General features: G+C 69.6%; 20 protein-coding genes. 8 read left to right on the top strand and 12 right to left on the bottom strand.

The genetic code is table 11. The features are described from left to right. Window positions 1–49 precede the first annotated feature (49 nt). Genes nadA through nadC form a run of 3 tightly spaced genes read left to right on the top strand, consistent with a single transcriptional unit; the run spans window position 50 to window position 3,533 of the window. Window positions 50–1,165 (top strand): quinolinate synthase NadA, encoded by a 1,116-nt coding sequence (gene nadA, locus ACESMY_RS08695; RefSeq protein WP_372784171.1) that lies wholly within the window; start codon window positions 50–52, stop codon window positions 1,163–1,165. Then, complete coding sequence (locus ACESMY_RS08690; RefSeq protein ID WP_372784170.1) at window positions 1,165–2,691, top strand: L-aspartate oxidase; 1,527 nt, start codon at window positions 1,165–1,167, stop codon at window positions 2,689–2,691. Before nadA ends, ACESMY_RS08690 begins: the two co-directional genes overlap by 1 nt. Continuing rightward, the gene (gene nadC / locus ACESMY_RS08685) at window positions 2,688–3,533 is read left to right on the top strand and encodes a carboxylating nicotinate-nucleotide diphosphorylase (RefSeq protein WP_372784169.1); all 846 of its coding nucleotides are present in this window, start codon (window positions 2,688–2,690) and stop codon (window positions 3,531–3,533) included. Before ACESMY_RS08690 ends, nadC begins: the two co-directional genes overlap by 4 nt. A gap of 62 nt (window positions 3,534–3,595) precedes the next feature. On the opposite strand, the gene ACESMY_RS08680 is transcribed toward nadC, so the two are convergent. Beyond that, window positions 3,596–3,943, bottom strand: coding sequence for a UrcA family protein (locus tag ACESMY_RS08680; protein WP_372784168.1), 348 nt, complete (start codon window positions 3,941–3,943; stop codon window positions 3,596–3,598). Window positions 3,944–4,127: 184 nt separating this feature from the next. Here ACESMY_RS08680 and ACESMY_RS08675 point away from each other — a divergent pair, with 184 nt between their 5' ends. Next, a complete protein-coding gene (locus tag ACESMY_RS08675; RefSeq protein ID WP_372784167.1) occupies window positions 4,128–5,585 on the top strand; it encodes a coniferyl aldehyde dehydrogenase in 1,458 nt (485 codons plus the stop codon). Between the two features lie 11 nt (window positions 5,586–5,596). Here ACESMY_RS08675 and ACESMY_RS08670 read toward each other — a convergent pair whose 3' ends face one another. Genes ACESMY_RS08670 through ACESMY_RS08660 form a run of 3 tightly spaced genes read right to left on the bottom strand, consistent with a single transcriptional unit; the run spans window position 5,597 to window position 9,630 of the window. After that, entirely contained in the window at window positions 5,597–7,204 is a 1,608-nt protein-coding gene (locus tag ACESMY_RS08670) for an MDR family MFS transporter (protein WP_372784166.1), read from the bottom strand. Between the two features lie 40 nt (window positions 7,205–7,244). Then, on the bottom strand, window positions 7,245–7,901 hold the full coding sequence (locus tag ACESMY_RS08665) for a YbhB/YbcL family Raf kinase inhibitor-like protein (RefSeq protein WP_372784165.1): 657 nt from the start codon (window positions 7,899–7,901) through the stop codon (window positions 7,245–7,247). Between the two features lie 25 nt (window positions 7,902–7,926). Next, window positions 7,927–9,630, bottom strand: a complete 1,704-nt coding sequence (locus ACESMY_RS08660) for a c-type cytochrome (protein ID WP_372784164.1) — start codon at window positions 9,628–9,630, stop codon at window positions 7,927–7,929. A 122-nt stretch (window positions 9,631–9,752) separates the two neighbouring features. Between ACESMY_RS08660 and ACESMY_RS08655 the strand changes: the two genes are divergently transcribed. Continuing rightward, window positions 9,753–11,492 carry a cytochrome c biogenesis protein DipZ gene (locus ACESMY_RS08655; RefSeq protein ID WP_372784163.1) on the top strand — a complete coding sequence of 580 codons (1,740 nt, stop codon included), beginning with the start codon at window positions 9,753–9,755 and terminating at the stop codon, window positions 11,490–11,492. On the opposite strand, the gene ACESMY_RS08650 is transcribed toward ACESMY_RS08655, so the two are convergent. The 3 genes from ACESMY_RS08650 to ACESMY_RS08640 form a co-directional block, all read right to left on the bottom strand. Further along, window positions 11,489–12,169 (bottom strand): M24 family metallopeptidase, encoded by a 681-nt coding sequence (locus tag ACESMY_RS08650; protein ID WP_372784162.1) that lies wholly within the window; start codon window positions 12,167–12,169, stop codon window positions 11,489–11,491. The two genes, ACESMY_RS08655 and ACESMY_RS08650, sit on opposite strands and share 4 nt — an antisense overlap. A 15-nt stretch (window positions 12,170–12,184) precedes the next feature. Then, window positions 12,185–13,138: an aldo/keto reductase family protein gene (locus ACESMY_RS08645; RefSeq protein ID WP_372784161.1), complete on the bottom strand. Its 954-nt coding sequence runs from the start codon at window positions 13,136–13,138 to the stop codon at window positions 12,185–12,187. Window positions 13,139–13,268: 130 nt separating this feature from the next. Beyond that, window positions 13,269–13,967, bottom strand: a complete 699-nt coding sequence (locus ACESMY_RS08640) for a DJ-1/PfpI family protein (RefSeq protein WP_372784160.1) — start codon at window positions 13,965–13,967, stop codon at window positions 13,269–13,271. Window positions 13,968–14,049: 82 nt separating this feature from the next. Between ACESMY_RS08640 and ACESMY_RS08635 the strand changes: the two genes are divergently transcribed. Next, on the top strand, window positions 14,050–14,991 hold the full coding sequence (locus ACESMY_RS08635) for a GlxA family transcriptional regulator (RefSeq protein ID WP_372784159.1): 942 nt from the start codon (window positions 14,050–14,052) through the stop codon (window positions 14,989–14,991). Window positions 14,992–15,004: 13 nt separating this feature from the next. On the opposite strand, the gene ACESMY_RS08630 is transcribed toward ACESMY_RS08635, so the two are convergent. After that, the gene (locus tag ACESMY_RS08630; RefSeq protein WP_372784158.1) at window positions 15,005–15,565 is read right to left on the bottom strand and encodes a DUF1003 domain-containing protein; all 561 of its coding nucleotides are present in this window, start codon (window positions 15,563–15,565) and stop codon (window positions 15,005–15,007) included. Window positions 15,566–15,639: 74 nt separating this feature from the next. Next, complete coding sequence (locus tag ACESMY_RS08625; protein ID WP_372784157.1) at window positions 15,640–16,575, bottom strand: cell wall hydrolase; 936 nt, start codon at window positions 16,573–16,575, stop codon at window positions 15,640–15,642. Between the two features lie 386 nt (window positions 16,576–16,961). On the opposite strand from ACESMY_RS08625, the gene ACESMY_RS08620 reads away from it, so the two are divergent. Then, on the top strand, window positions 16,962–17,150 hold the full coding sequence (locus tag ACESMY_RS08620; RefSeq protein ID WP_372784156.1) for a hypothetical protein: 189 nt from the start codon (window positions 16,962–16,964) through the stop codon (window positions 17,148–17,150). Window positions 17,151–17,294: 144 nt separating this feature from the next. Here ACESMY_RS08620 and ACESMY_RS08615 read toward each other — a convergent pair whose 3' ends face one another. Both ACESMY_RS08615 and ACESMY_RS08610 read right to left on the bottom strand, forming a co-directional pair. Beyond that, a complete protein-coding gene (locus tag ACESMY_RS08615) occupies window positions 17,295–18,254 on the bottom strand; it encodes a hypothetical protein (RefSeq protein WP_372784155.1) in 960 nt (319 codons plus the stop codon). Next, window positions 18,254–18,595: a PadR family transcriptional regulator gene (locus ACESMY_RS08610; RefSeq protein ID WP_372784154.1), complete on the bottom strand. Its 342-nt coding sequence runs from the start codon at window positions 18,593–18,595 to the stop codon at window positions 18,254–18,256. Before ACESMY_RS08610 ends, ACESMY_RS08615 begins: the two co-directional genes overlap by 1 nt. 110 nt (window positions 18,596–18,705) lie before the next feature. On the opposite strand from ACESMY_RS08610, the gene ACESMY_RS08605 reads away from it, so the two are divergent. Beyond that, window positions 18,706–19,620 carry an alpha/beta fold hydrolase gene (locus ACESMY_RS08605; RefSeq protein ID WP_372784153.1) on the top strand — a complete coding sequence of 305 codons (915 nt, stop codon included), beginning with the start codon at window positions 18,706–18,708 and terminating at the stop codon, window positions 19,618–19,620. Here ACESMY_RS08605 and ACESMY_RS08600 read toward each other — a convergent pair whose 3' ends face one another. Then, on the bottom strand, window positions 19,621–20,013 hold the full coding sequence (locus ACESMY_RS08600; RefSeq protein ID WP_372784152.1) for a hypothetical protein: 393 nt from the start codon (window positions 20,011–20,013) through the stop codon (window positions 19,621–19,623). Window positions 20,014–20,060: the final 47 nt, after the last annotated feature.

The raw sequence follows: 20,060 nt of genomic DNA, 5'->3' as shown, positions 1-20,060 counted from the left end.
TAACTGACGCCAGCGACAAGCTCGCCTGGCGTCTTTTTAGACCGAAGAAATGCTCATTTTGAGCATAACGGAGGATCTGATGGCCGCCGATGGGTTCCAGTTCGCGTTCACACCCGAGATCGAGGTCGAGACCGCGCCGGTCTGGGAGAAGGTCAGGCGCATCGTCACGCCGATGGAATGGCGCGCCAAGGCCCCACTGATCGCGGCGATCAACCGGCTGAAGGCCGAAAAGGACGCGGTGATCCTGGCGCACAACTACATGACGCCGGAGATTTTCCACGGGGTCGGCGACTATGTCGGCGACAGCCTGGGCCTGGCCAAGGAGGCGGCCCGCTCGAAGGCCAGGGTCATCGTCCAGGCGGGCGTCCACTTCATGGCCGAGACCTCGAAGATCCTGTCGCCGGAGAAAACCGTTCTGATTCCGGATCTTCGGGCGGGATGCTCACTCGCCGCCTCGATCACCGGCGCCGATGTGCGGCTGATCAAGCAGCGCTACCCCGGCCTGCCGGTAGTGACCTACGTCAACACCACCGCCGAGGTGAAGGCGGAGACCGATATCTGCTGCACCAGCGCCAACGCCGTGCAGGTGGTCGAGGAGGCCGCGCGGCTGTGGGGCGTCGACCGGGTGATCCTGATCCCAGACGAGTTCCTCGCCCGCAACGTCGCCCGCCAGACCGACATCAAGATCATCGCCTGGAAGGGCCGCTGCGAGGTGCACGAGCGCTTCACCGCCGCCGATATCCTGGAGATCAAGCAGGCCTATCCCGGCGCCGAGGTGCTGGCCCACCCGGAGTGCCCGGCCGAGGTGCTGGAAGTCGCCGACTTCGCGGGCTCCACACAGGCGATGAACGACTACGTCCTGACGCGGAAGCCCAAGCGGGTCGTGCTGATCACCGAGTGCTCCATGGCCGACAACGTCGCGGCCGACGCGGTCGACACCGAGTTCGTGCGGCCCTGCGTGCTTTGCCCGCACATGCAGCGGATCAGCCTGGAGAACATCTACGAGGCCCTGCTGCACGGCCGCCACGAGGTGACGGTCGAGGCCGACGTCGCCGCGCGCGCCCGCCTGGCGGTGCAGCGGATGGTCGACCTGCCGCCGCCGGCCAAGCCCGCCCGCTACGATCTGGTCAAGGCGCGCCACCACGTCGACGTGGAGCTGATCTGATGCGCCGGATCGTCCACGACGGGGTGCTGGTGGTCGGGGCGGGCCTGGCGGGCCTCAGCGCCGCCCTGGCGGCCGCCCCGCGCCAGGTGCTGGTGCTGACCGACGCGCCGGTGAACCACGGCTGCTCCTCGGCCTGGGCCCAGGGCGGCATGGCGGTGGCGTTGTCCGCCGACGACAGCGCCGAGGCCCACGCCGCCGACACCATCGCGGCCGGCGCCGGCCTGGTGGATCCGGCCATGGCGCGTATCCTGACCGAGGAAGGCCCGGCCGCGGTCCGCGCCCTGGCCGCGCTCGGCGCGCCCTTCGACCGCACGGCCGACGGCGGCTTCGCCCAGGGCCTGGAGGCCGCCCACTCGCGGCCTCGCGTGGCGCGCGTGAAGGGCGACCAGGCGGGCGCGGCGATCATGCAGGCCGTCGCCATCGCCGTCCTGGCCGCTCCGCATGTCGAGGTGCGCACCGGCCATCGGCTGCGTGGCCTGCTGCAGGACGCCTCGGGCCGCGTGCGGGGCGTGATCGCCGAGCATGAGGGCGCGCTGGTCGAGATCACGGCGACGGCGACCGTGCTGGCGACCGGCGGCATCGGCGGGCTCTATGCCGTCACCACCACGCCGGCCGAGCTCAGGGGCGAAGGTCTTGGACTCGCTGCCCTGGCCGGGGCGCTCGTCGCCGATCCGGAGTTCGTGCAGTTCCACCCGACCGCCATCGACGTTGGCCGCGATCCGGCGCCGCTGGCCACCGAAGCCCTGCGCGGCGAAGGCGCGGTGCTTGTCGACGCGGCGGGCGCGCGCTTCATGGGCCGCTACCATCCGCAGGCCGAGCTCGCGCCGCGCGACGTGGTCGCCCGCGCCATCCACGCCGAGCGCGAGGCCGGCCGCGGCGCCTTCCTGGACGCGCGCGACGCGGTCGGGGAACGCTTCCCCGACGAATTTCCGGCGGTGTTCGCCGCCTGCCTGGCCGGCGGGATCGACCCGCGGAGCCAGCCGATCCCCGTGGCGCCGGCCTGTCACTATCACATGGGTGGGATCGCCACGGACGCTGAGGGCCGCACCTCCCTCCCCGGCCTCTACGCCGCGGGCGAGTGCGCCTCGACCGGCGTGCACGGCGCAAATCGCCTCGCCTCCAATTCGCTGCTGGAGGCCGCGGTGTTCGGAGCCCGCGCCGGCCGCGCCGCCGGCCTTGAGCCGGAGCCCGCGCCCGCGCGCCTGGTCCGCCTGATCGCGCCCGAGCTTCCCCAGGCCGCCGTGCAGGCCCTGCGGCGGGCCATGAGCCGCGACGCCGGCGTCGTGCGCTCGGCCGAGGGCCTCTCGCGCCTGCTCGACGAGGTCGACGGCCTGGAGGCCCGGCACGGACGCACGGCGGCGCTGGCGGCGGCCCGGCTGGTCGCGGCCTGCGCCCTGGCCCGCACCGAAAGCCGCGGCGGCCATTTCCGCGCCGACGCCGGCGAAAGCCCCGCAGTCCCGCAACGGACCTTCGTCCGCTGGTCCGAACTCATCGCCGCCAACGCCTGGAGGTACGCCGCCGAATGACCGAGCCCCTGCCGGATTTGCTGATCGCGCCCCTCGTCCAGGCGGCCTTGACCGAGGACCTGGGGCGCGCCGGAGACGTCACCTCCCAGGCCTGCGTCCCCGCCGATACCCGGCTCCGCGCGGTCTTCGTCGCCCGCAGGGCCGGCGTGGTTTCGGGCCTTGCCTGCGCGCGCCTGGCGATCACCGCCCTCGACCCCTCGGCCGACTTCAAGGCGGTGGCCGACGACGGGACCCGGATCGGGGCCGGCGAAAAGCTCGCCTGGGTGGACGCCAACGCCCGCGCCCTCCTTGCGGCCGAACGAGTCAGCCTGAACCTTCTGGGCCGCCTGTCGGGGGTCGCGACCCTGACGCGCGCCTATGTCGAGGCGATCGAAGGCAGCGGCGCGTTGATCGCCGACACGCGCAAGACCACGCCGGGCCTGCGCGCCCTTGAAAAATACGCCGTGCGCTGCGGCGGCGGGATCAACCATCGCTTCGGCCTCGATGACGCAATCCTGATCAAGGACAACCACATCGCCGCCTGCGGCTCGGTGGGCGAGGCTGTGCGTCGCGCCAAGGCCGCGGCGGGGCATCTGATGAAGGTCGAGGTGGAGGTCGACGGGCTCGACCAGCTCGAGGAGGCGCTGAAGTACGGCCCCGACGTGGTGCTGCTGGACAACTTCAGCCTGGATGACCTGACGGAGGCGGTGCGCCGGGCCGCCGGCCGCGCGGTGCTGGAAGCCTCCGGCGGCGTGACGCTGGAAACCGTGCGGGCGATCGCCCAGACCGGTGTGGACGTGATCAGCGTCGGCGCCCTGACCCATTCCGCCAGCGTGCTGGACATCGGCTTGGACGCCGTCTGACGGCAAGAAGCGCGCCGGCCGGGGGCCGACGCGCTTCTGCTGACGCCATGAGGTCACAAGGTTCAGCGCGCGGCGAACCGCAGGCTGTCTGCGCCCTGCTTATAGATGGAGGTGACCAGCGGGGCGTTCACCCGCCGCACCGCCGCATCCGTGCTCTCCCGCACGCAGGCGCCGTAGCGCTGGTATTCGCCGAGGCTCAGCGCGCTGGGTTCGGGACCGCAGAAGGCGTGGGCCGCCTGCTTGATGCGGCCGACCAGCATCCGGACGCCCGGCTCGCGGCGGAGATTGAGATCGGCGTAGCGCAGGACCGGCGCCGCACCCTCTCCTTCCGGCGTGCGGACCGGCGGATGGGCCGAGGCGAAGCCGGCGCCCAGGCAGACGACGGCGAGCGCAAAAGCTAAGGTTTTCATGTGGTTTCTCCTCTGAATATTCGGAGGCGGAACCTGCCGCGCCAAGCCCTGCGCCGGAAGACGGCGATCCGGACAGACAGGCGGGTCGATCACGTCGTTCGGTGAGCGCCGTGGTTTACGCGGCGTCGTGCTTGTCGAACGCGGGGGGCCGGTTCACCGTGCCGGCGCCTACGGAGGACTGACCATGAGCGTTGCGCCGAACATCGACCTCGCGAGCGAATCGCGCCGCATGGCCGAGGTGCTGCGCCGGCAGAAGGCCGCCAACATCCGCGACGGCGCGCCCAGTCTCGAGACGCGGATCGCGCGGCTCGATCGCGCCATCGGCCTGCTGATCCGGCATGACGAGGCGATCGTGAAGGCTCTGACCCAGGACTTCGGGGCGCGCGCGCCGGCGGTCAGCGGCATCACCGACATCGGCGCGTCCATCGGACCGCTGAAGCATGCCAAGGCGCACCTGAAGACCTGGATGAAGCCTGAGAAGCGCAAGACCACACCGGCGCTGCTCGGCATGCTGGGCGCCAGGGCCGAGGTGCGCTTCCAGCCCAAGGGCGTGATCGGCATCATCAGCCCCTGGAACTTCCCGGTGAACCTGACCTTCGCGCCGCTGGCCGGCGTGCTGGCGGCGGGCAACCGGGTGATGATCAAGCCCTCGGAATTCACGCCCGCGACCTCGGAGCTGATGGCCCGGATGTTCGCGGAAGTCTTCGACGAGGACGAGATCGCCGTCTTTCCCGGCGGGCCGGACGTGGGCCAAGCCTTCTCGGAACTGGCCTTCGACCACCTCGTGTTCACCGGCGCGACCTCGGTCGCCCGGCACGTGATGAAGGCGGCCGCGGCAAACCTCGTGCCGGTGACCCTCGAACTCGGCGGCAAGAGCCCGGTGATCCTCGGCCGCTCCGCCGACTATGCCACCAGCGCGGCCCGGATCATGGCCGGCAAGACGCTGAACGCCGGCCAGATCTGCCTGGCCCCCGACTACGTCCTGGCCCCGGCCGACCAGGTGGCCACCTTCGTGCGGGAAGCGACGGCGGCCGTGACGGCGATGTTCCCGACGATCAAGGACAACCCCGACTACACCGCCGTCATCGCCGAGCGGCACTTCGAGCGGATCAAGGGCTACGTCGAGGACGCCCGGGCGAAGGGCGCTGAGATCGTCGAGATCAACCCGGCCGGCGAGGACTTCAGCCAACAGGAACACCGCAAGATCCCGCCCACCCTGATCCTCAACGCCACCGACGAGATGAAGGTAATGCAGGAGGAGATCTTCGGCCCCGTACTGCCTGTAATGACTTACAAATCGGTCGACGACGCCATCGGCTACGTCAATGCCCACGACCGGCCCCTGGGCCTCTACTACTTCGGGACCGACGCGGCGGAGGAGGCGCAGGTCCTGTCGCGCACGACCTCAGGCGGGGCCACGGTCAACGACGTGATCTTCCACGTCGCCATGGAGGATCTGCCGTTCGGCGGCGTGGGCCCCTCGGGCATGGGCAGCTACCACGGGGTCGACGGCTTCCGGGAGTTCAGCCACCGCAAGTCGATCTATCACCAGCTCAAGAAGGACCTTGGGCCGATGAAGGCGCTGCGCCCGCCCTATGGCGAGGGCGTGAAGAAGTTCCTGGCGGCCCAGCTCAAGCCCTAGGGCGCTTTTGGCTAGAGGTGCGCCTCGGCCGGGATGACGGTTTCACCGTCCTCCTTGGGCGAGGCCTGGGCGCCCATCATCGAACGGTCGCGCATCTTCACCTGCGGAATCAGCAGGACCACGAAGAAGGCGATGACGACGACATAGAGCCCGAGCGCGAAGACGCTGGTGATCGCGTCGGAGATGATCACCTTGATGAAGTGCGGCAGCGCCGGCGCCGCCCCGCCGTTGGCGCCCACGCCCATCCCCTGCAGCTTGCCCACGTCGATGCCCGGCATGATCTTGCCGAGGCCGGCGTTCAGGTGCGCGGTCAGCACCGTCCCGAACACCGCCACCCCGATCGTCGAGCCGATCTGGCGGAAGAACTGGCTGGAGCTGGTGACCACGCCCAGCCGCTCAATCGGCATGGCGTTCTGCACCGCCAGACTGAACAGGCTCTGGCCGGGGCCGAGCCCGATCCCCAGCACCAGCATGCGCCAGGCCAGGTCGAGGCGGCCGGTCTCGGCGTGCATGCGGCTCAAGAGGAAAATGCCCGCGAAGGTGACGACCACGCCGCCGATCATCAGCGACTTGTAGGCGCCGGTCTTGGTGACCAGACGGCCGGCGAAGATCGAGCTGCCCATCAGGCCCGCCATCAAGGGCAGGATCGAAAGCCCGCTGGCGGTGGCCTTGATCCCCTGCCCCAGCTGCATGAACAGCGGCAGGAAGGCCACGGTGCTCATGAACGACATGGAGATCAGGAAGCCCGCCAGGTTGGCGGTGGAGAAGACCCTGTTCTGGAAGAGGTCGAGCGGAAGGATCGGGTCCGACGCGAACCGCTCGGCGATCACATAGAGCAGCAGGCCCAGGGCCGAGCCGCCGAACAGCAGGAGCTCAGTCGGCGAGCCCCAGGGATAGGTCCGGCCGCCGAAGGTCAGCGCCAGCAGGAACGGGACCACCGTCGCGATGATCAGGCCCGCGCCGATGAAGTCGATCTTGCCCCGCGCGTGGTGGGACATCTTCGGCATCTTCACCAGGATCATGAACAGGGACAGGATCGACAGCGGCAGGTTCAGGTAGAAGACCCAGCGCCAGCCCGCGACCGTGTGGCCAAGGATCTGCACCGTGCCGTGGTCGGTGAAATAGCCGCCGATCAGCGGGCCGATGGTGCTGGAAAGCCCGAAGACCGCCCCGAACATCCCGCCGATTCGCCCCCGCTCGCGCGGCGGGAAGAGGTCGCCGATGATCGCAAAGGCCGTCGTGAAGAGCGCCCCGCCGCCGATCCCCTGGATGGCGCGGAAGACGATCAGCTGGGTCATGCCCCCGCCGACCAGCGGCAGGGCGCCGAATTCGCCGGAGAGGCCGGAAAGCCAGGATCCGGCGAGGAAGATGATGATCCCGGCCAACAGCACCGGCTTGCGCCCGAAGAGGTCGCCAAGCTTGCCCCAGATGGGCACCATCACCGTCGAGCTCAGCAGGTAGGCGGTGGTCACCCAGGAGTAGAGCGCCAGGCCATTCAGCTCGGAGATGATCCGCGGCATGGCGGTCGAGACGATCGTCTGATCGAGCGCCGACAACAGGAAGACGATGGCCACGCCCGCCAGCGTGACCCGGCGTTCGGCCTCGGTGAATTCAACCATGCGGACGCAAAGCTCCCCCTACCCGAGGGTCGCTTTAGCCCTATTTGGGCGCGGGCGCAGCAGGTCGTGGCGCGGGCGGTGGCGCGCTGGGATCGGCGATCCCGTGGCCGACCACCTCGCCGCTGGCGAGCACATGGCCCTCCATCGCCTTGGTGATCGCCTCATAGCTCGACTTCCCCTCGTCGGGGATCGTGGTGTCGATGGCGAAGATCTCGAAGTGGTAGCTGTCGCCCGGCCCCGGCGGGGTGCGCGGGCCGGTATAGGGCTGGCTCGCGCCCTTGTAGTTCGGACCGTAGGACGAGCCGGCCGGGTTGCCGGTGGGCGCCATGCCGGCGTCGAGCTTGGTGACGCTGGCCGGGACGTTGAACAGCGTCCAGTGCAGGATCGGCGCGCCGCGCAGCAGCAGGGAGTTGTCCTGCATGATCAGCACATAGGACTTGGTCGCCTTCGGTCCCTTGGTCCAGCTCAGGCCGGGGAAGGTGTTGGTCCGATACTGGGTGTTTTCGAAGGGGATGTCGGCGCCCTCCTTGAAGGCGGGCGTCGTGACGGTGAGCTTTGCCTTGGCCGGCATCAGATCGAGCGCGGTGCGGGCCTCGGGCTGGCCCGGGGTCGAGCGGGAAACCTGCGCCAGCGCGGCGGGCGCGACGGCGAGGCTGAGCACACCGGCCAGGACGGCCGCGCGGATCGGGGTTTTCATCGGTCTCTTCCCTCTTCTCTTGTTCTTATTTCGGCTTGTGGCCGACCGCCCAGACATAGGCGGAGACGGCGGCGAGATCGTCCGGCGACAGCTGGGCCCCGCCCATCGGCGGCATGGGGCTGCGGTACTGCTTGGGCGCCGGCACGCCCTTGGTGATCAGGTCGGTGATCGAGGCGAGGCTGCCATCGGTCCATAGCGGACTGCCGGTGTTGAGCGGCGGGCCGACCTGACCGCCTGTGGCGTCCGTGCCATGGCAGGCGCCGCAGCTGCCGCCTTGGAACAGCGCCATGCCCTTGGCGACCTGCTCGGCCGTGCCGCCGGGCGGAACCGGAAGCGCGGTCACCGGCGCGGCGGCTGTGGGCTCGGCGTAGGTCGGCGCCGGCGCGGCGGCTGCCGGGGCGCCGGCCGGGCCCTGGTAGGTCACCCGCCAGATGCGGCCCTTCACGTCGTCGGAGATGTAGAGTGCGCCATCGGGACCGACCGCCAGGCCGCTCGGCCGGAACACCGCCTTGCCCGAAGCCTTGTTGGGGCCCGCGAAGCCGTCAGCGAAGACCAGGTAGTCGCCCGACGCCTTGCCGCCCTTCAGCGGCTGGAACACCACGTTGAAGCCGTTCTGCGCCGCCGGCGCCCGGTTCCAGGAGCCGTGGAAGGCGATGAACGCGCCGCCCTGATAGGCGGTGGGGAAGGCCTTGGCCGTGTAGATCTGCAGGCTGTTGGGGGCCCAGTGCGCCGGGAACGCCGCCACAGGCGGCGTCTTGGTCGCGCAGAGGCCGACTTCCTTGCCGCCGTCGCCGCCGTATTCCGGGGCCAGGACCAGCTTCTTCTGGAAGTTGTCGTAGTAGCAGAAGGGCCAGCCGTAATCGCCGCCCTTGGCCTCCAGCATCAGCTCCTCGGATGGCAGTTCCGTCGTCGTCTTGGCGTCGGGGTAGAGCTTCCCCCAGTTCTGCAACAGCTGGTCGCGGCCGTGCTGGGTGGCGAACAGCCGGCCGGAGGCGTCGAACGCCAGGCCCATGCCGTTGCGGATGCCGGTGGCGTAACGCTCGGCGGGCGAGAACTTCTGATCGAGCTTGTCCGCCGAATAGAGCCAGGTCCCGCCGCGCGTCGGAAGCTCGTCGCAAGGCTGATTGCCGGGGATGCCCGCCACGCGGTTCTTCGGCTGGCAGGAATTGGTCGCCGTGCCCATGTCGATGAAAAGCTGGCCCTTGGCGTTGATCGCGAAGGGATGCATCGGGTGGTCGCCGCCCAGCGGCATGCCGGACACCACGACCTCCGGCTTGTCAGCCGGGACCACCGAGCCCGCCAGCGGATAGCGGACGATCTTGTCGTTCATCTCGGCGTAGACGAAGCCCTTGTAGAGCCCGATGCCGGTGCCGCCCTTGGACCCCTCGGCCGGGGTCTGGCCGAAATGGGTGACCTTGTCGGCCTTGCCGTCGCGGTCGGTGTCCTGCATCGCCACCAGGAAGCCGTCGGCCGGCGGCTTGTCGCGCGGGAAGTAGGACGAGCCGTTCCACAGATTGCCGTAGACCGTCCCGTCGGCGGCCACCGCGAGGTGGCGCACATTGCCCACATTGTCGGCGAAGACCGTGGCGCAAAAGCCGGGCGGCAGGGTGATGCCGCCATTGTCGCCGGCGCAGGCCGCGGTCTTGGCGGGCGCGGTCTTGGGCGCGGCCTGCACGGTCAGGCCCACGCCGGCGGTTACCGCCAGGGCGCCTGCGACACCGAGCGCCATCGGCCAAAAGCTTCGATCCCGCCTGCCAGCCTGGTTTATCATGCCCTCGTCCCTCCAGCGCCTTACCGTTATGTAGCTCGACTACCTATCGTTTCGCCGACCGCGCCGAAAGACCCGCGTTCATGCTGCTGTTCATCCTAGCCTACCTCGGCGGCGCCTTGACCATCGTCAGTCCGTGCATTCTGCCGGTGCTGCCGTTCGTCTTCGCCCGCGCCGGCCAGCCGTTCGTGAAAAGCGGCCTGCCGATGCTGGCGGGCATGGCGATCACCTTCGCGGGCGTCGCGAGCCTCGCGGCCGTGGGCGGCGGCTGGGCCGTGCAGGCCAATGGCTACGGCCGGATCGCGGCCCTGGTGGTCCTGGGCTTCTTCGGCCTTCTCCTGCTGCTCCCCAGCCTTGCCGACCGGGTCACCCGGCCGCTCGTGGCGCTGGGCGCGCGGCTGTCCGAATCGGCCTCTGGGAGTGGCGATTCTGCCTCAACGGCTGCGACCTCATTCCTGCTGGGCGTCGCCACGGGCCTGCTCTGGGCGCCCTGCGCCGGGCCGATCCTCGGCCTCGTCCTCACCGGCGCGGCCCTGCAGGGGGCGAGCGTCCAGACCTCGCTCCTGCTCCTGGCCTATGCCGCGGGCGCCGCGACCTCCCTCGCCCTGGCCCTCCTGGTCGGGGGCCGCGTCTACGCCACGATGAAGCGGTCGCTGGGCGCCAGCGAGTGGCTGCGGCGCGGGCTTGGCCTCGTCGTTCTGGTCGCGGTCGCGGCCATCGCGTTCGGCTTCGACACCGGCGTCCTCACCCGCCTGTCGCTGGCCAGCACCTCAAAGATCGAGCAGGGCCTGCTCGACCGGTTCAGGGGCGCAGGGGCGCCCGCGACCTCCGCCGCGACGCCGGCCGGGGCCGCCCTGCCGATCGAGGGCAAGATGCCGCCGCTGACCGGCGCGGTCGCCTGGCTGAACTCGCCGCCGCTGACCGCCGAGGGCCTGCGCGGCAGGGTCGTGGTGGTCGATTTCTGGACCTACTCCTGCATCAACTGCCTGAGGTCCCTGCCCTACGTCGAAGCCTGGGCGAAGAAGTACAAGGACCAGGGCCTGGTGGTGATCGGCGTGCACACGCCGGAATTCGCCTTCGAGGGCGACCTCGGCAATGTGCGCCGCGCGGTCCGGGAGCTTGCGGTCAGCTACCCCGTTGCGGTCGACAACGACCGTGCGATCTGGCGGGCCTTCGACAACAGCTACTGGCCGGCCCACTACTTCATCGACGGCCAGGGCCGCATCCGCCACCACCACTTCGGCGAGGGCGAGTATGCGCAGTCCGAGCAGGTCATCCAGCGGCTCCTGGCCGAGAACGGCGCGCGCGGCGTCGCCGGCGGCGTGGTGAGCGTCGTCGCGGCCGGCGCCGGCGCGTCGGCCGATCTCAACGAACCGCAGTCGCCGGAGACCTACGTCGGCTATCTGAAGGCCACGGGCAACGACAATCCCGACGGCCTGATCGAGGACCGCGCCCACGTCTATCCGCCCACGAAACCGCCGCCCGTGAGCCACTGGACCCTCGGCGGGGCCTGGACGGCCGGCGCCGAGGCCGCGACGGCCAACGCCGCCCACGCGACGATCACCTACCGCTTCCGCGGCCGCGACCTGCACCTCGTGCTCGGCCCCGGCGCGAACGGGCGCCCCGTGCGTTTCCGCATCCGCCTGGACGGAAAGCCGCCCGCGAACGACCACGGCGCCGACGTCGATGCGGCGGGCGCAGGCGCGGTCTCCGAGCACCGGCTCTACCAACTCGTGCGGCAAGGCGGGCCATCGCGGGAGGGCAGCTTCGAGATCGAGTTCCTCGATCCCGGCGTCCAGGCCTTCGCCTTCACCTTCGGCTAGCCGGCCGCCTCGTACAGCAGGTCCTCGTAGAAGGCGCCGATCGGTCGGCTCGGATGCGCGATCTGGATCTCCAGGATCCATAGTCCCGTCGCCGGACAGCCCTCGAAGTCGCCGAGCGCGCCGGCCTTGTAGATCGCATGTGGGAAATCGCTGACCCGGTGACCCTTCACCTCCCAGTTGAGCCGCCAGCCCATGGCCTCGGCTCGGTCGCGGGCGAAATCGTAGAGCCCCGGCCCGCTCAGCCCTTCGCCGCGCCAGCGCGCCGCCACCTCGTCCCAGAGCCTGCGCGCGGCCTCGGCGCAGGCCGCCATCTCCGGGTCGTCGCCGACCACAAAGGTGTCGCCCGCATCACCCTCGTGGCCATCCCAGACCACCCCCAGATCGACGTAGAAGATGTCGTCGGCCTTGAGCACATAGCCGGGCTGGAAGTCGCCGTGGAAGGTCTCCAACGTCCCGGGACCGAAGCGGATGACGTTCTTGTGCCAGAGCCGCTCCATGCCCATGGCCTCGATGATTTCCTGCGCCAGGCCATGCGCCCGACCCTCGGTCATGCCGGGATGGACCGCCTCGGCGATGCGGCGGACCGCGTCGAAGGTCAGGTCGCGCGCCTTGACCATCGCGGCCAGCGAGAAGCTCTCTCCGACCGCTTCGCGGTGCGGGTTGTGGTCGTGGGCCAACAATCGCTCCTTCGGCTAGCTCGTGGCGCGCCGGACGCCCGCGACGATGGCCTCGGCCTTCGCGAAAAGCGCCGGATCGACCTGCAGGCCGGAGGCCGCCGCGTTCTCCTCCAGCTGATCGGGTCGGCTCGCGCCGACGATGGCCGAGGCCACGTTGGGCTCGCGCAGCACCCAGGCCAGCGAGAACTGCGAGAGCGAGCAGCCAGCCTCTTCGGCCAGCGGCTTCAGCTTCTGCACCGCCTCCAGGATCTCCGGTCGCAGCCAGGTCTGCATGGCCGAGCCCATGGAGTCGCTCGCCCCGCGCGAATCCGCCGGCAACGCCGCGCCCGGCCGGTATTTGCCGGAGAGCACGCCTTGGGCCAGCGGCGACCAGACGATCTGCGAGACGCTGTTGGCCGCCGAGATCGGGATCACCTTGGCCTCCGGCCGGCGCCACAGCAGGGAATATTGCGGCTGGCTGGAGACGAACTTCTCGACCCCGGGAATGGCGAAGGCGGCCTCGATCTGGTCCGGCGACCATTCGCTGAAGCCGATCCAGCGCGCCTTACCGGCCCGGACCACCTCGCTCAGGGCTTCCATGGTCTCTTCCAGCGGCGTGTTCACGTCGTAGCGGTGGCATTGATAGAGGTCGACGAAATCGGTCCGCAGCCGCTTCAGCGACGCGTCCATCTGTTTGAGGATCTGGGTCCGCGACAGGCCTTGGTCGGTGTCGCTCATCTGGCCGTACACCTTGGTGGCCAGGACGTAGCTGTCGCGTTTGCGCCCGGCGAGGGTCTCGCCCAGCACGCTCTCGGCCGCACCGCGACCGTAGACGTTGGCCGTGTCGATGAAATTGATGCCCAGATCAAAGGCCTTGTCGACGCAGGCCCGCGCCGCGTCCTGCTTCACGCCGACGCCATAGGTCAGCCAGGAGCCGAGGGAGATTTCCGAGACCTCAAGATCGCTCGCGCCAAGTTTGCGGTATTTCATGGCTTCAAATTCCCTGGGTTCAAATGACGGACCGGCGCGCTGCGATATCGCACAGCATGGCGCATCGCCCAGGGGATGCTGATCGGATCAAAAGGCGAGCGCAAGGCGGTCGAGCGCCCGCTCTCGACCGTCAGACGGGCAGCAGGCGTCGAGCGGCCTCCTCGGCGGCGGCGCGGCGGGCCGCCACCAGCGGACCGATGCGGCGGCTGTAGGCGGCCAGCACCTGTGGCGGCGCAAGCTCCGGGCGGCCGGCGTCGAACGGCGGGGCCGGCGCGTATTCCAGGCCGAGCTGCACCGTCTTGGCGAAGTCCTCGCCGGCGATCTCGGCCAGCACCGTGAAGGCGAAGTCGAGGCCGGCGGTGACGCCGCCGCCGGTGATGATGTTTCCGTCGCGCGCCACGCGGCGCTCGTCGACGATGGCGCCGAACGGCTCCAGCAGCTCACGCCAGGCCCAGTGGCAGGCGGCGCGCTTGCCGCGCAGGAATCCGGCCGCCGCGAGGATCAGCGACCCGGTGCAGACCGAGGTCAGGTAGCGGGACTGCGCGCCCAGCCGCCGGACCTGGCGCATGAAGCCCTCGTCCAGCATGGCCTCGGCGGCGCCGTAGCCGCCGGGGACGCAGAGCAGGTCGCAGCGCTCGACGCGCGCCAGATCCGCCAGGCCGGTGAACACCAGGCCCTCGGCGGCGATGTCGCGGCCGCCCAGCGAGGCGACGATCACCTCGGCGTCCGGCGCGCGGCTCAGCACCTGGTGCGGGCCGGTGAAGTCGAGGTGGGTCACGCCCGGGAAGAGCGGGATGACGATCTGCAGCTTGGCGGCGGTTTGGGGCATGGCGTCGGTCTCCGGGTTTGACCTCAACATGGTCGCGGGTCTAGGTTCCGGCTGAAATGACCTTTTTCCCTCGGAATCTGCCATGACCCGCAAAATCGCCGTCCTGATCTTCCCTGAGTTCCAGATCCTGGACGCCACGGGCCCCGTCGCCGCCTTCGAGATCGCCGGGCGGATCGCGCCCGGCGCCTACGCCCTGGAAGTGGTCGCCGCGGGCGGCGGCGAGATCGCCAGCTCCGCAGGCGTGCGGATCATGGCCGCCCCGCTCGGCGACGGCGCCTACGACACCCTGGTGGTGGCGGGCGGCATCGGCACGCGGACGCTGGGCGACCTGGGGGAGTCGGTCGCCTGGCTTCGCCGCCGCGCGTCCAGCGCCCGGCGGACCGCCAGCGTCTGCTCCGGGGCCTATCTGCTGGCCGAGGCCGGCCTGCTGGACGGCAAGCGCGCGACGACGCACTGGAGCCGCTCAGACGACTTCGCGCGGCGCTATCCGAAGATCCGCCTGGAGCCCGACCGGATCTTCGTGCGCCAGGGCGAGGTCTGGACCTCGGCCGGGATCACCGCCGGCATCGACCTGGCGCTGGCCCTGATCGAGGACGACCTGGGCGGCGCGGTCGCCAAGCAGACCGCCCAGCAACTGGTGGTCCATCAGCGCCGCCCGGGCGGGCAGTCGCAATTCTCCGCCCTGCTGGACATGGGCGGAGCGCACGGGCGGTTCGCCGGTCTGATGGACTGGATGCGCGAGCGGCTGGCCGAGCCGCTGGGCGTCGAGCGACTGGCCGATCAGGCGGCCATGAGCCCGCGCCACTTCGCCCGCGCCTTCACCGCCGAGACCGGGGTCACCCCCGCCAAGGCGGTCGAGCGCCTGCGCCTGGAGGCCGCGCGCGTGCGCGTCGAGGCCGGCCACGATCCGATCGACCGGGTCGCCGAGGACTCCGGCTTCCGCGATCCGGAGCGCATGCGCCGGGCCTTCCTGCGGACGTTCGGCCAGCCGCCCCAGGCGCTGCGGCGCGCGGCGCGGGTCTAGGACGCCCGCCCGGCTACGCCTTCTTCGAGGCGAGCTTGTCCACCTGGCCCTTAAGCAGTCGCAGCGCCTCGCGCTGCTGCTTCAGCATCTCCAGCATCTGCTTCTCGCGCATGGTGTCGACCTTGTCGTGCAAGTGCATGATCTCGAGCTCGGCGCGCAGATTGACGGTGTAATCGTGGTCGGCGGCCTCGCGGTCGCGCGCCGCGGCGCGGTTCTGGCTCATCATGATCACCGGCGCCTGGATCGCGGCCACCATCGACAGCATCAGGTTGAGGAAGATGAACGGATAGGGGTCGAAGGCCAGCGGATGGCCCTTGGTCGCGGTGTTCCACCCCATCCAGAGCGCGAGGATCACGCCGAAGGTGATGATGAAGCCCCACGAGCCGCCCACCGCGGCCACCTGGTCGGCCAGTCGGGAGCCGAAGGTGCGGTGGTCGTGCGAGAGCGCCGGATTGATATGGGTCGGGTCTTCGTTGGCGATCAGGTCGATGACGCTTCGCTGGACCGGATTCAGCGCCTCATAGGAGCAGTTGAGGAGCTGGTGCGCGAGCTCCTCGTGAGCTTGATCTGGCATGGCTGGGCCTTCCCCTGGGACTGGCCGCACGCTGGCGGGGAAGTCCCAGGAGCGCAAGGCTCAGCTCGCCGGGATCAGGACGCCGCGGCGTCTCCGGCTCGCGAAAGGCCAGCATCGGAGCTCTTCGCCAGATTGCCGGCCGGCTCGGCGGGCTTCACCGCCGCCGTCTTGGGCTCGCCCGCCGCCGCCGGCAGCGGCGCGAGACCGCTGGCGGCCACGGTCGCATCCGCGGTCTTCTCAAGCAGGGCGGTCGCCAGGCGAAGGTTCGACGCCGGGCCGATCGGCAGGCTGACGAACGTGGCGCGATCCCCCGGCTGGCTCACCGGCGCGTGCGGATTGAAGCGGTAGAAGACGTGCAGGCCGACCTGGGCGACGCGCAACATCTGCGGCCCCCAGTCGGGCTGGCAGTCGGTGGTGTGGAAATGGGTCGCCTTGCCGATGTCGGCCAGCCTCACACCGGACAGGGCGCGTTCGGCGATGCGCCGGGCGCGATCCCAGGCGGCGGCCTCGCGGCCGTGCCGCATCGAGCCGTCGCAGGCGAAACTGAACTGGCAGCCGTGGGTCGCCGCGCCTTGGAACACCACGCCGCAGACGCTCTTCGGGAAACGCGGGTTGGCCACCCGGTTCAGCACCACCTGGGCCACCGCCGCCTGGCCGCGCGGAGTCTCGCCACGGGCTTCGAAATAGACCGCCGAGGTCAGGCAATCGAGCTCGCGGGCGCCGTCCAGCGGCGAGTGACGCCCGCCGGCCGGCAGCCGGTCGCCAAGCCGCGAGGGCCAGGCCTGCGGCGCGTCGCGGCCGGGCTCGGCTGTGAAACTGTCATGCGCGCGCGCCAGCCGCAGAGCGGCCGGATCCATGCGATCCATTTCGCGCTGCAACATGGTTTCCGAGAAGCCGCCGCGGGCCGATTCGGCGATCCGCTCAGCCCGGAAGTGGTCGGACGTGGCCTGCGCCAAGCCCGCCGCCAGATAGGCCGCGCCCAGGCCCAGGCCGATGCCGGAGCCAATCAAAGCGGCGCTAAACAGCCCGCGCCGATCGGCGCGCGCCTGCGTTCCTATTGTCAAAACAAACGTGTCCTACACGGCGAGGGCGAACTGCCCCCCAACTTTGTCGCCGCGATCGCCCCTGCTCTTGCTGGCAGTGACCGCTGGCTGACCCGCCCCGGGACTCGATAGGGGTGGGCGACGGCAAATGATGAAGGCTCTATGAACAAATTTGGCCCGCTTGGCAAGCTTATATTGCACTGCAACATGAAAAGACACGCCTCGGGCGAGTTGTGCGTGACTGGCACAACGGACGTTGCCCGCGCAGATCACGGGCCAACCTGGGCTGTTGGCGGAACCGCAAGCGGCGCCGTTTCGTTTGTCTCGGCGTTGTTCGCACCTGGAGAAAGAACATGCGCAAGACGCTCGGCCTGCTCATCGTCGCGGGCGCCCTGACGGGCCTCGCCGCCTGCGGCCACACCATCGAACAGAAGGCCGCCTCAGGCGCGGTCGCCGGCGCGGTCGTGGCCGGTCCCGTGGGTGCGGCGGTCGGCGGCGCAGCCGGCGCTGTCGCGGGCCACGCGGACGACAACAAGCACTAACCGCCCTATCCGCATCCGGATTTCGGCCGGCGGCGTATCTCTCCTCAGGGACCTGGGGAGAACCGCGGCCGTGCGCCACATCCTGATCGCCGTGGCGGCGCTGGCCGCCACCGTGCTGATGCTGGCCAACGCGGCGCGCGGCTTCTAGGCGGCGAGCTGCGCGCGCAGCCTGCGCCGCAGACGCCACCACTCCAGCGCGATCCGCAGGCTCATGCCGGCGATCGCGAGGCCCAGCCCGATGTGCATGCCCAGATCCACATTGGTCTGCACGATCGCCAAGGCATGGGGCGGTATCGCCGGCGAACTGACCGTCAGCCAGTGGCCGGCGCGCACCACCTGGATCAGGATGGCGATGCCCACGAGGTAGCGGACCGCCAGGATCGCGGCGTTCCCCCGGATCCAGCCGGGCCGGGCGATGGCGACCAGGTTCGCGATCATCTCCACCACGTAGTAGCTCAGGATCGGCCAGTGCCAGACCGTCCACACAGGCGCCATGTCGATGCGCAGGAAGTCCGGATAGGGAATGAGATCGGCGAAGTGGATCAGGCCGCTCCACCAGGCGATGAACACCACGTCGGCGCCGATTTCCGCGCCTAGCTCGAAGCGTGAGCGTTGCTTGCCCCCGGCCGGCGGCAGGTGGGAGGGTTTCCAGCGCTGCAGAACCTGCGTCTTGCCGAACCGCTCGATGCCCATGCAGACGAGCGTGATCAGCCCGAACAGATAGACCGCGACATACCAGATCGAGGGCACGGCCCTGTTGAACTGCGAGGGCGTCTGGTCGGTCAGGACGCCGACGATGATCAGCACCACATAGACGCCCGCCACGATCGACAGCATCACCTTGACCGCCGCCCACCAGAACGGGAACACCTCAGGCCCGATCAGGTGCTGGGTGCGCCGATAGCGGCCGGCGACGGTCAGCGGATGGCCGAACTCGAACAGCAGCGCCTCCATCTCGGACCGGGTCATCGGGCGTCCGAGCCGCGCCTCCTGCTCCTCCTGCCGCGACAGCAGGACATCACGCAGTTCGTTCTCGATGTCGGCCGCCTGCTTTTCGGGCAGCTGACGGCCGACGGCCGCCACATAGCGTTCGATGAGGTCCATCAGGACTCCCCCTTCAGAATGTCGGTCACGGACGCGTTGAGAGCGCGCCATTCGTCGGCCAGGCGGGCCAGGACCCGCGTCCCCTCGTCGGACAGCCGGTAGAAGCGCTTGTTGCGCTTCTCCTCCTCGCGCCACTCGCTGGTCAGCAGGCCCTGGGTCTCCAGGCGCCGCAGCATCGGGTAGAGCGCGCCTTCGTCGATCTCGACGCCGGCATCGGAGAGCGCCTTGCGCAGGGTGTAGCCGTAGTGCTCGCGGCGCAGGTGGCCGAGCACGGCCAGGATCAGCGATCCGCGGCGCAGTTCCAGTTTCAGGGCTTCGAAGATCTCGATTTCGGTCGGCATGCTGTGCGTCGTATACTGTGTGACACACACTGTCTAGCACATAGTATGAAGCCGTCTCTCGCTTACGGCGTAAGCGGTGCTATGGTCATTCGAAACGGGAGGCTTCCAAGATGCGCAAGATCACCTTTGCCGGCGCGATCGCTATGGCGCTGACCCTGGCTTTCGCGGCCCAGGCCGCCCCACCGGCCGGAAAGACGCAGGACCGGTTCGCCCAGAACGGCGCGGTGAAGATCCACTATGTGGTCGAGGGCAAGGGGCCGCTGGTGGTGCTGATCCATGGCTTCCCCGACTACTGGGCGACCTGGAAGCCGCTGATGGCCACCCTCTCGGCCGCCGGCTACCGCACCGCGGCCCTGGACAACCGCGGCTACAACCTCTCCGACCAGCCCAAGGGCGAGGCCGCCTACGCCATGCCGAACCTGATCGGCGACGTGGCCGCGGTGATCGCCGCCGAGGGCCAGAAGAACGCCATCGTGATCGGCCACGACTGGGGCGCGGCGATCGCCTGGCAGACGGTGCTGAACCGGCCGGACCTGGTGAACAAGCTGGTGATCCTGTCCGTCCCGCACCCGGCCGGCATGGCGCGCGAGCTGGCCACCAACAAGGCCCAGCAGGAAGGCTCCAACTACGCCCGCAACTTCCAGAAGGAAGGCTCGGAGAAGGCGCTGACCGCCGAGGGCCTGGCCGGCTGGGTGAAGGACCCGAAGGAAAAGCCCGGCTATGTGGAGGCCTTCAAGCGCTCCGACTTCGCCGCGATGATGAACTACTACCGGGCCAACTATCCGAAGGGGACCGGCGAGGCCGTGGGTCCGCCGCAGACCTACCCGCCGATCAAGGTCCCGGTGCTGGTCATCCACGGCATGAAGGACACCGCGCTCAACGCCGCCGGCCACAACGGCGTCTGGGAGCACGTCACCGCCGACACCACGATCCTGATGGTCCCCACCGCCGGCCACTTCGTGCAGCACGACGCCGAAGCCCTGGTCGACCGCACCATCAAGGACTGGCTGGACGCGCGGCGCTGATCAGGGCGCGAAGCTGGAGCGGATCTTCACGCCCCAGTGGCCGTCCTGGCGGGTGACGACGTAGATCGAGTCGAAGCCGCCGATCACCGAGCCGTCCTTGCGGTAGCGGGTGAAGCGGGTGTCGATGTGCACCTTCTCGGGGCCCGCGTGGATCACCTCGCGGCGGTCCCAGGCCGAATGGTCCCATTCGGCGAGCGCGCCGGTGGTGTAGCGCTCGGGCTTCAGGTCGCCCCTGTTGATGATCACCAGCCCTTCGCTGGCCAGCCGCACGCTCGGGAAGTTGAAGGTGTCCTCGAAGGCCGGGATGTCGCGGGCGTTGAACGCCGTCATGAAGGCGTCCAGCACGCCCTGGGCGGCGCGGACGGCTTCGGCGTCGAGGTGGTCTTTGGCCATTCATATCCTCCGGTCTTTTCCCGAGCTTGCTCCTGCCACCTTCCTGT

It is taken from the genome of Phenylobacterium sp. (assembly GCF_041691455.1).
GTDB lineage: Bacteria > Pseudomonadota > Alphaproteobacteria > Caulobacterales > Caulobacteraceae > Phenylobacterium.
The sequence above is the reverse complement of the archived record's forward strand: the minus strand, read 5'-3'. Positions and strand labels throughout refer to the sequence as shown.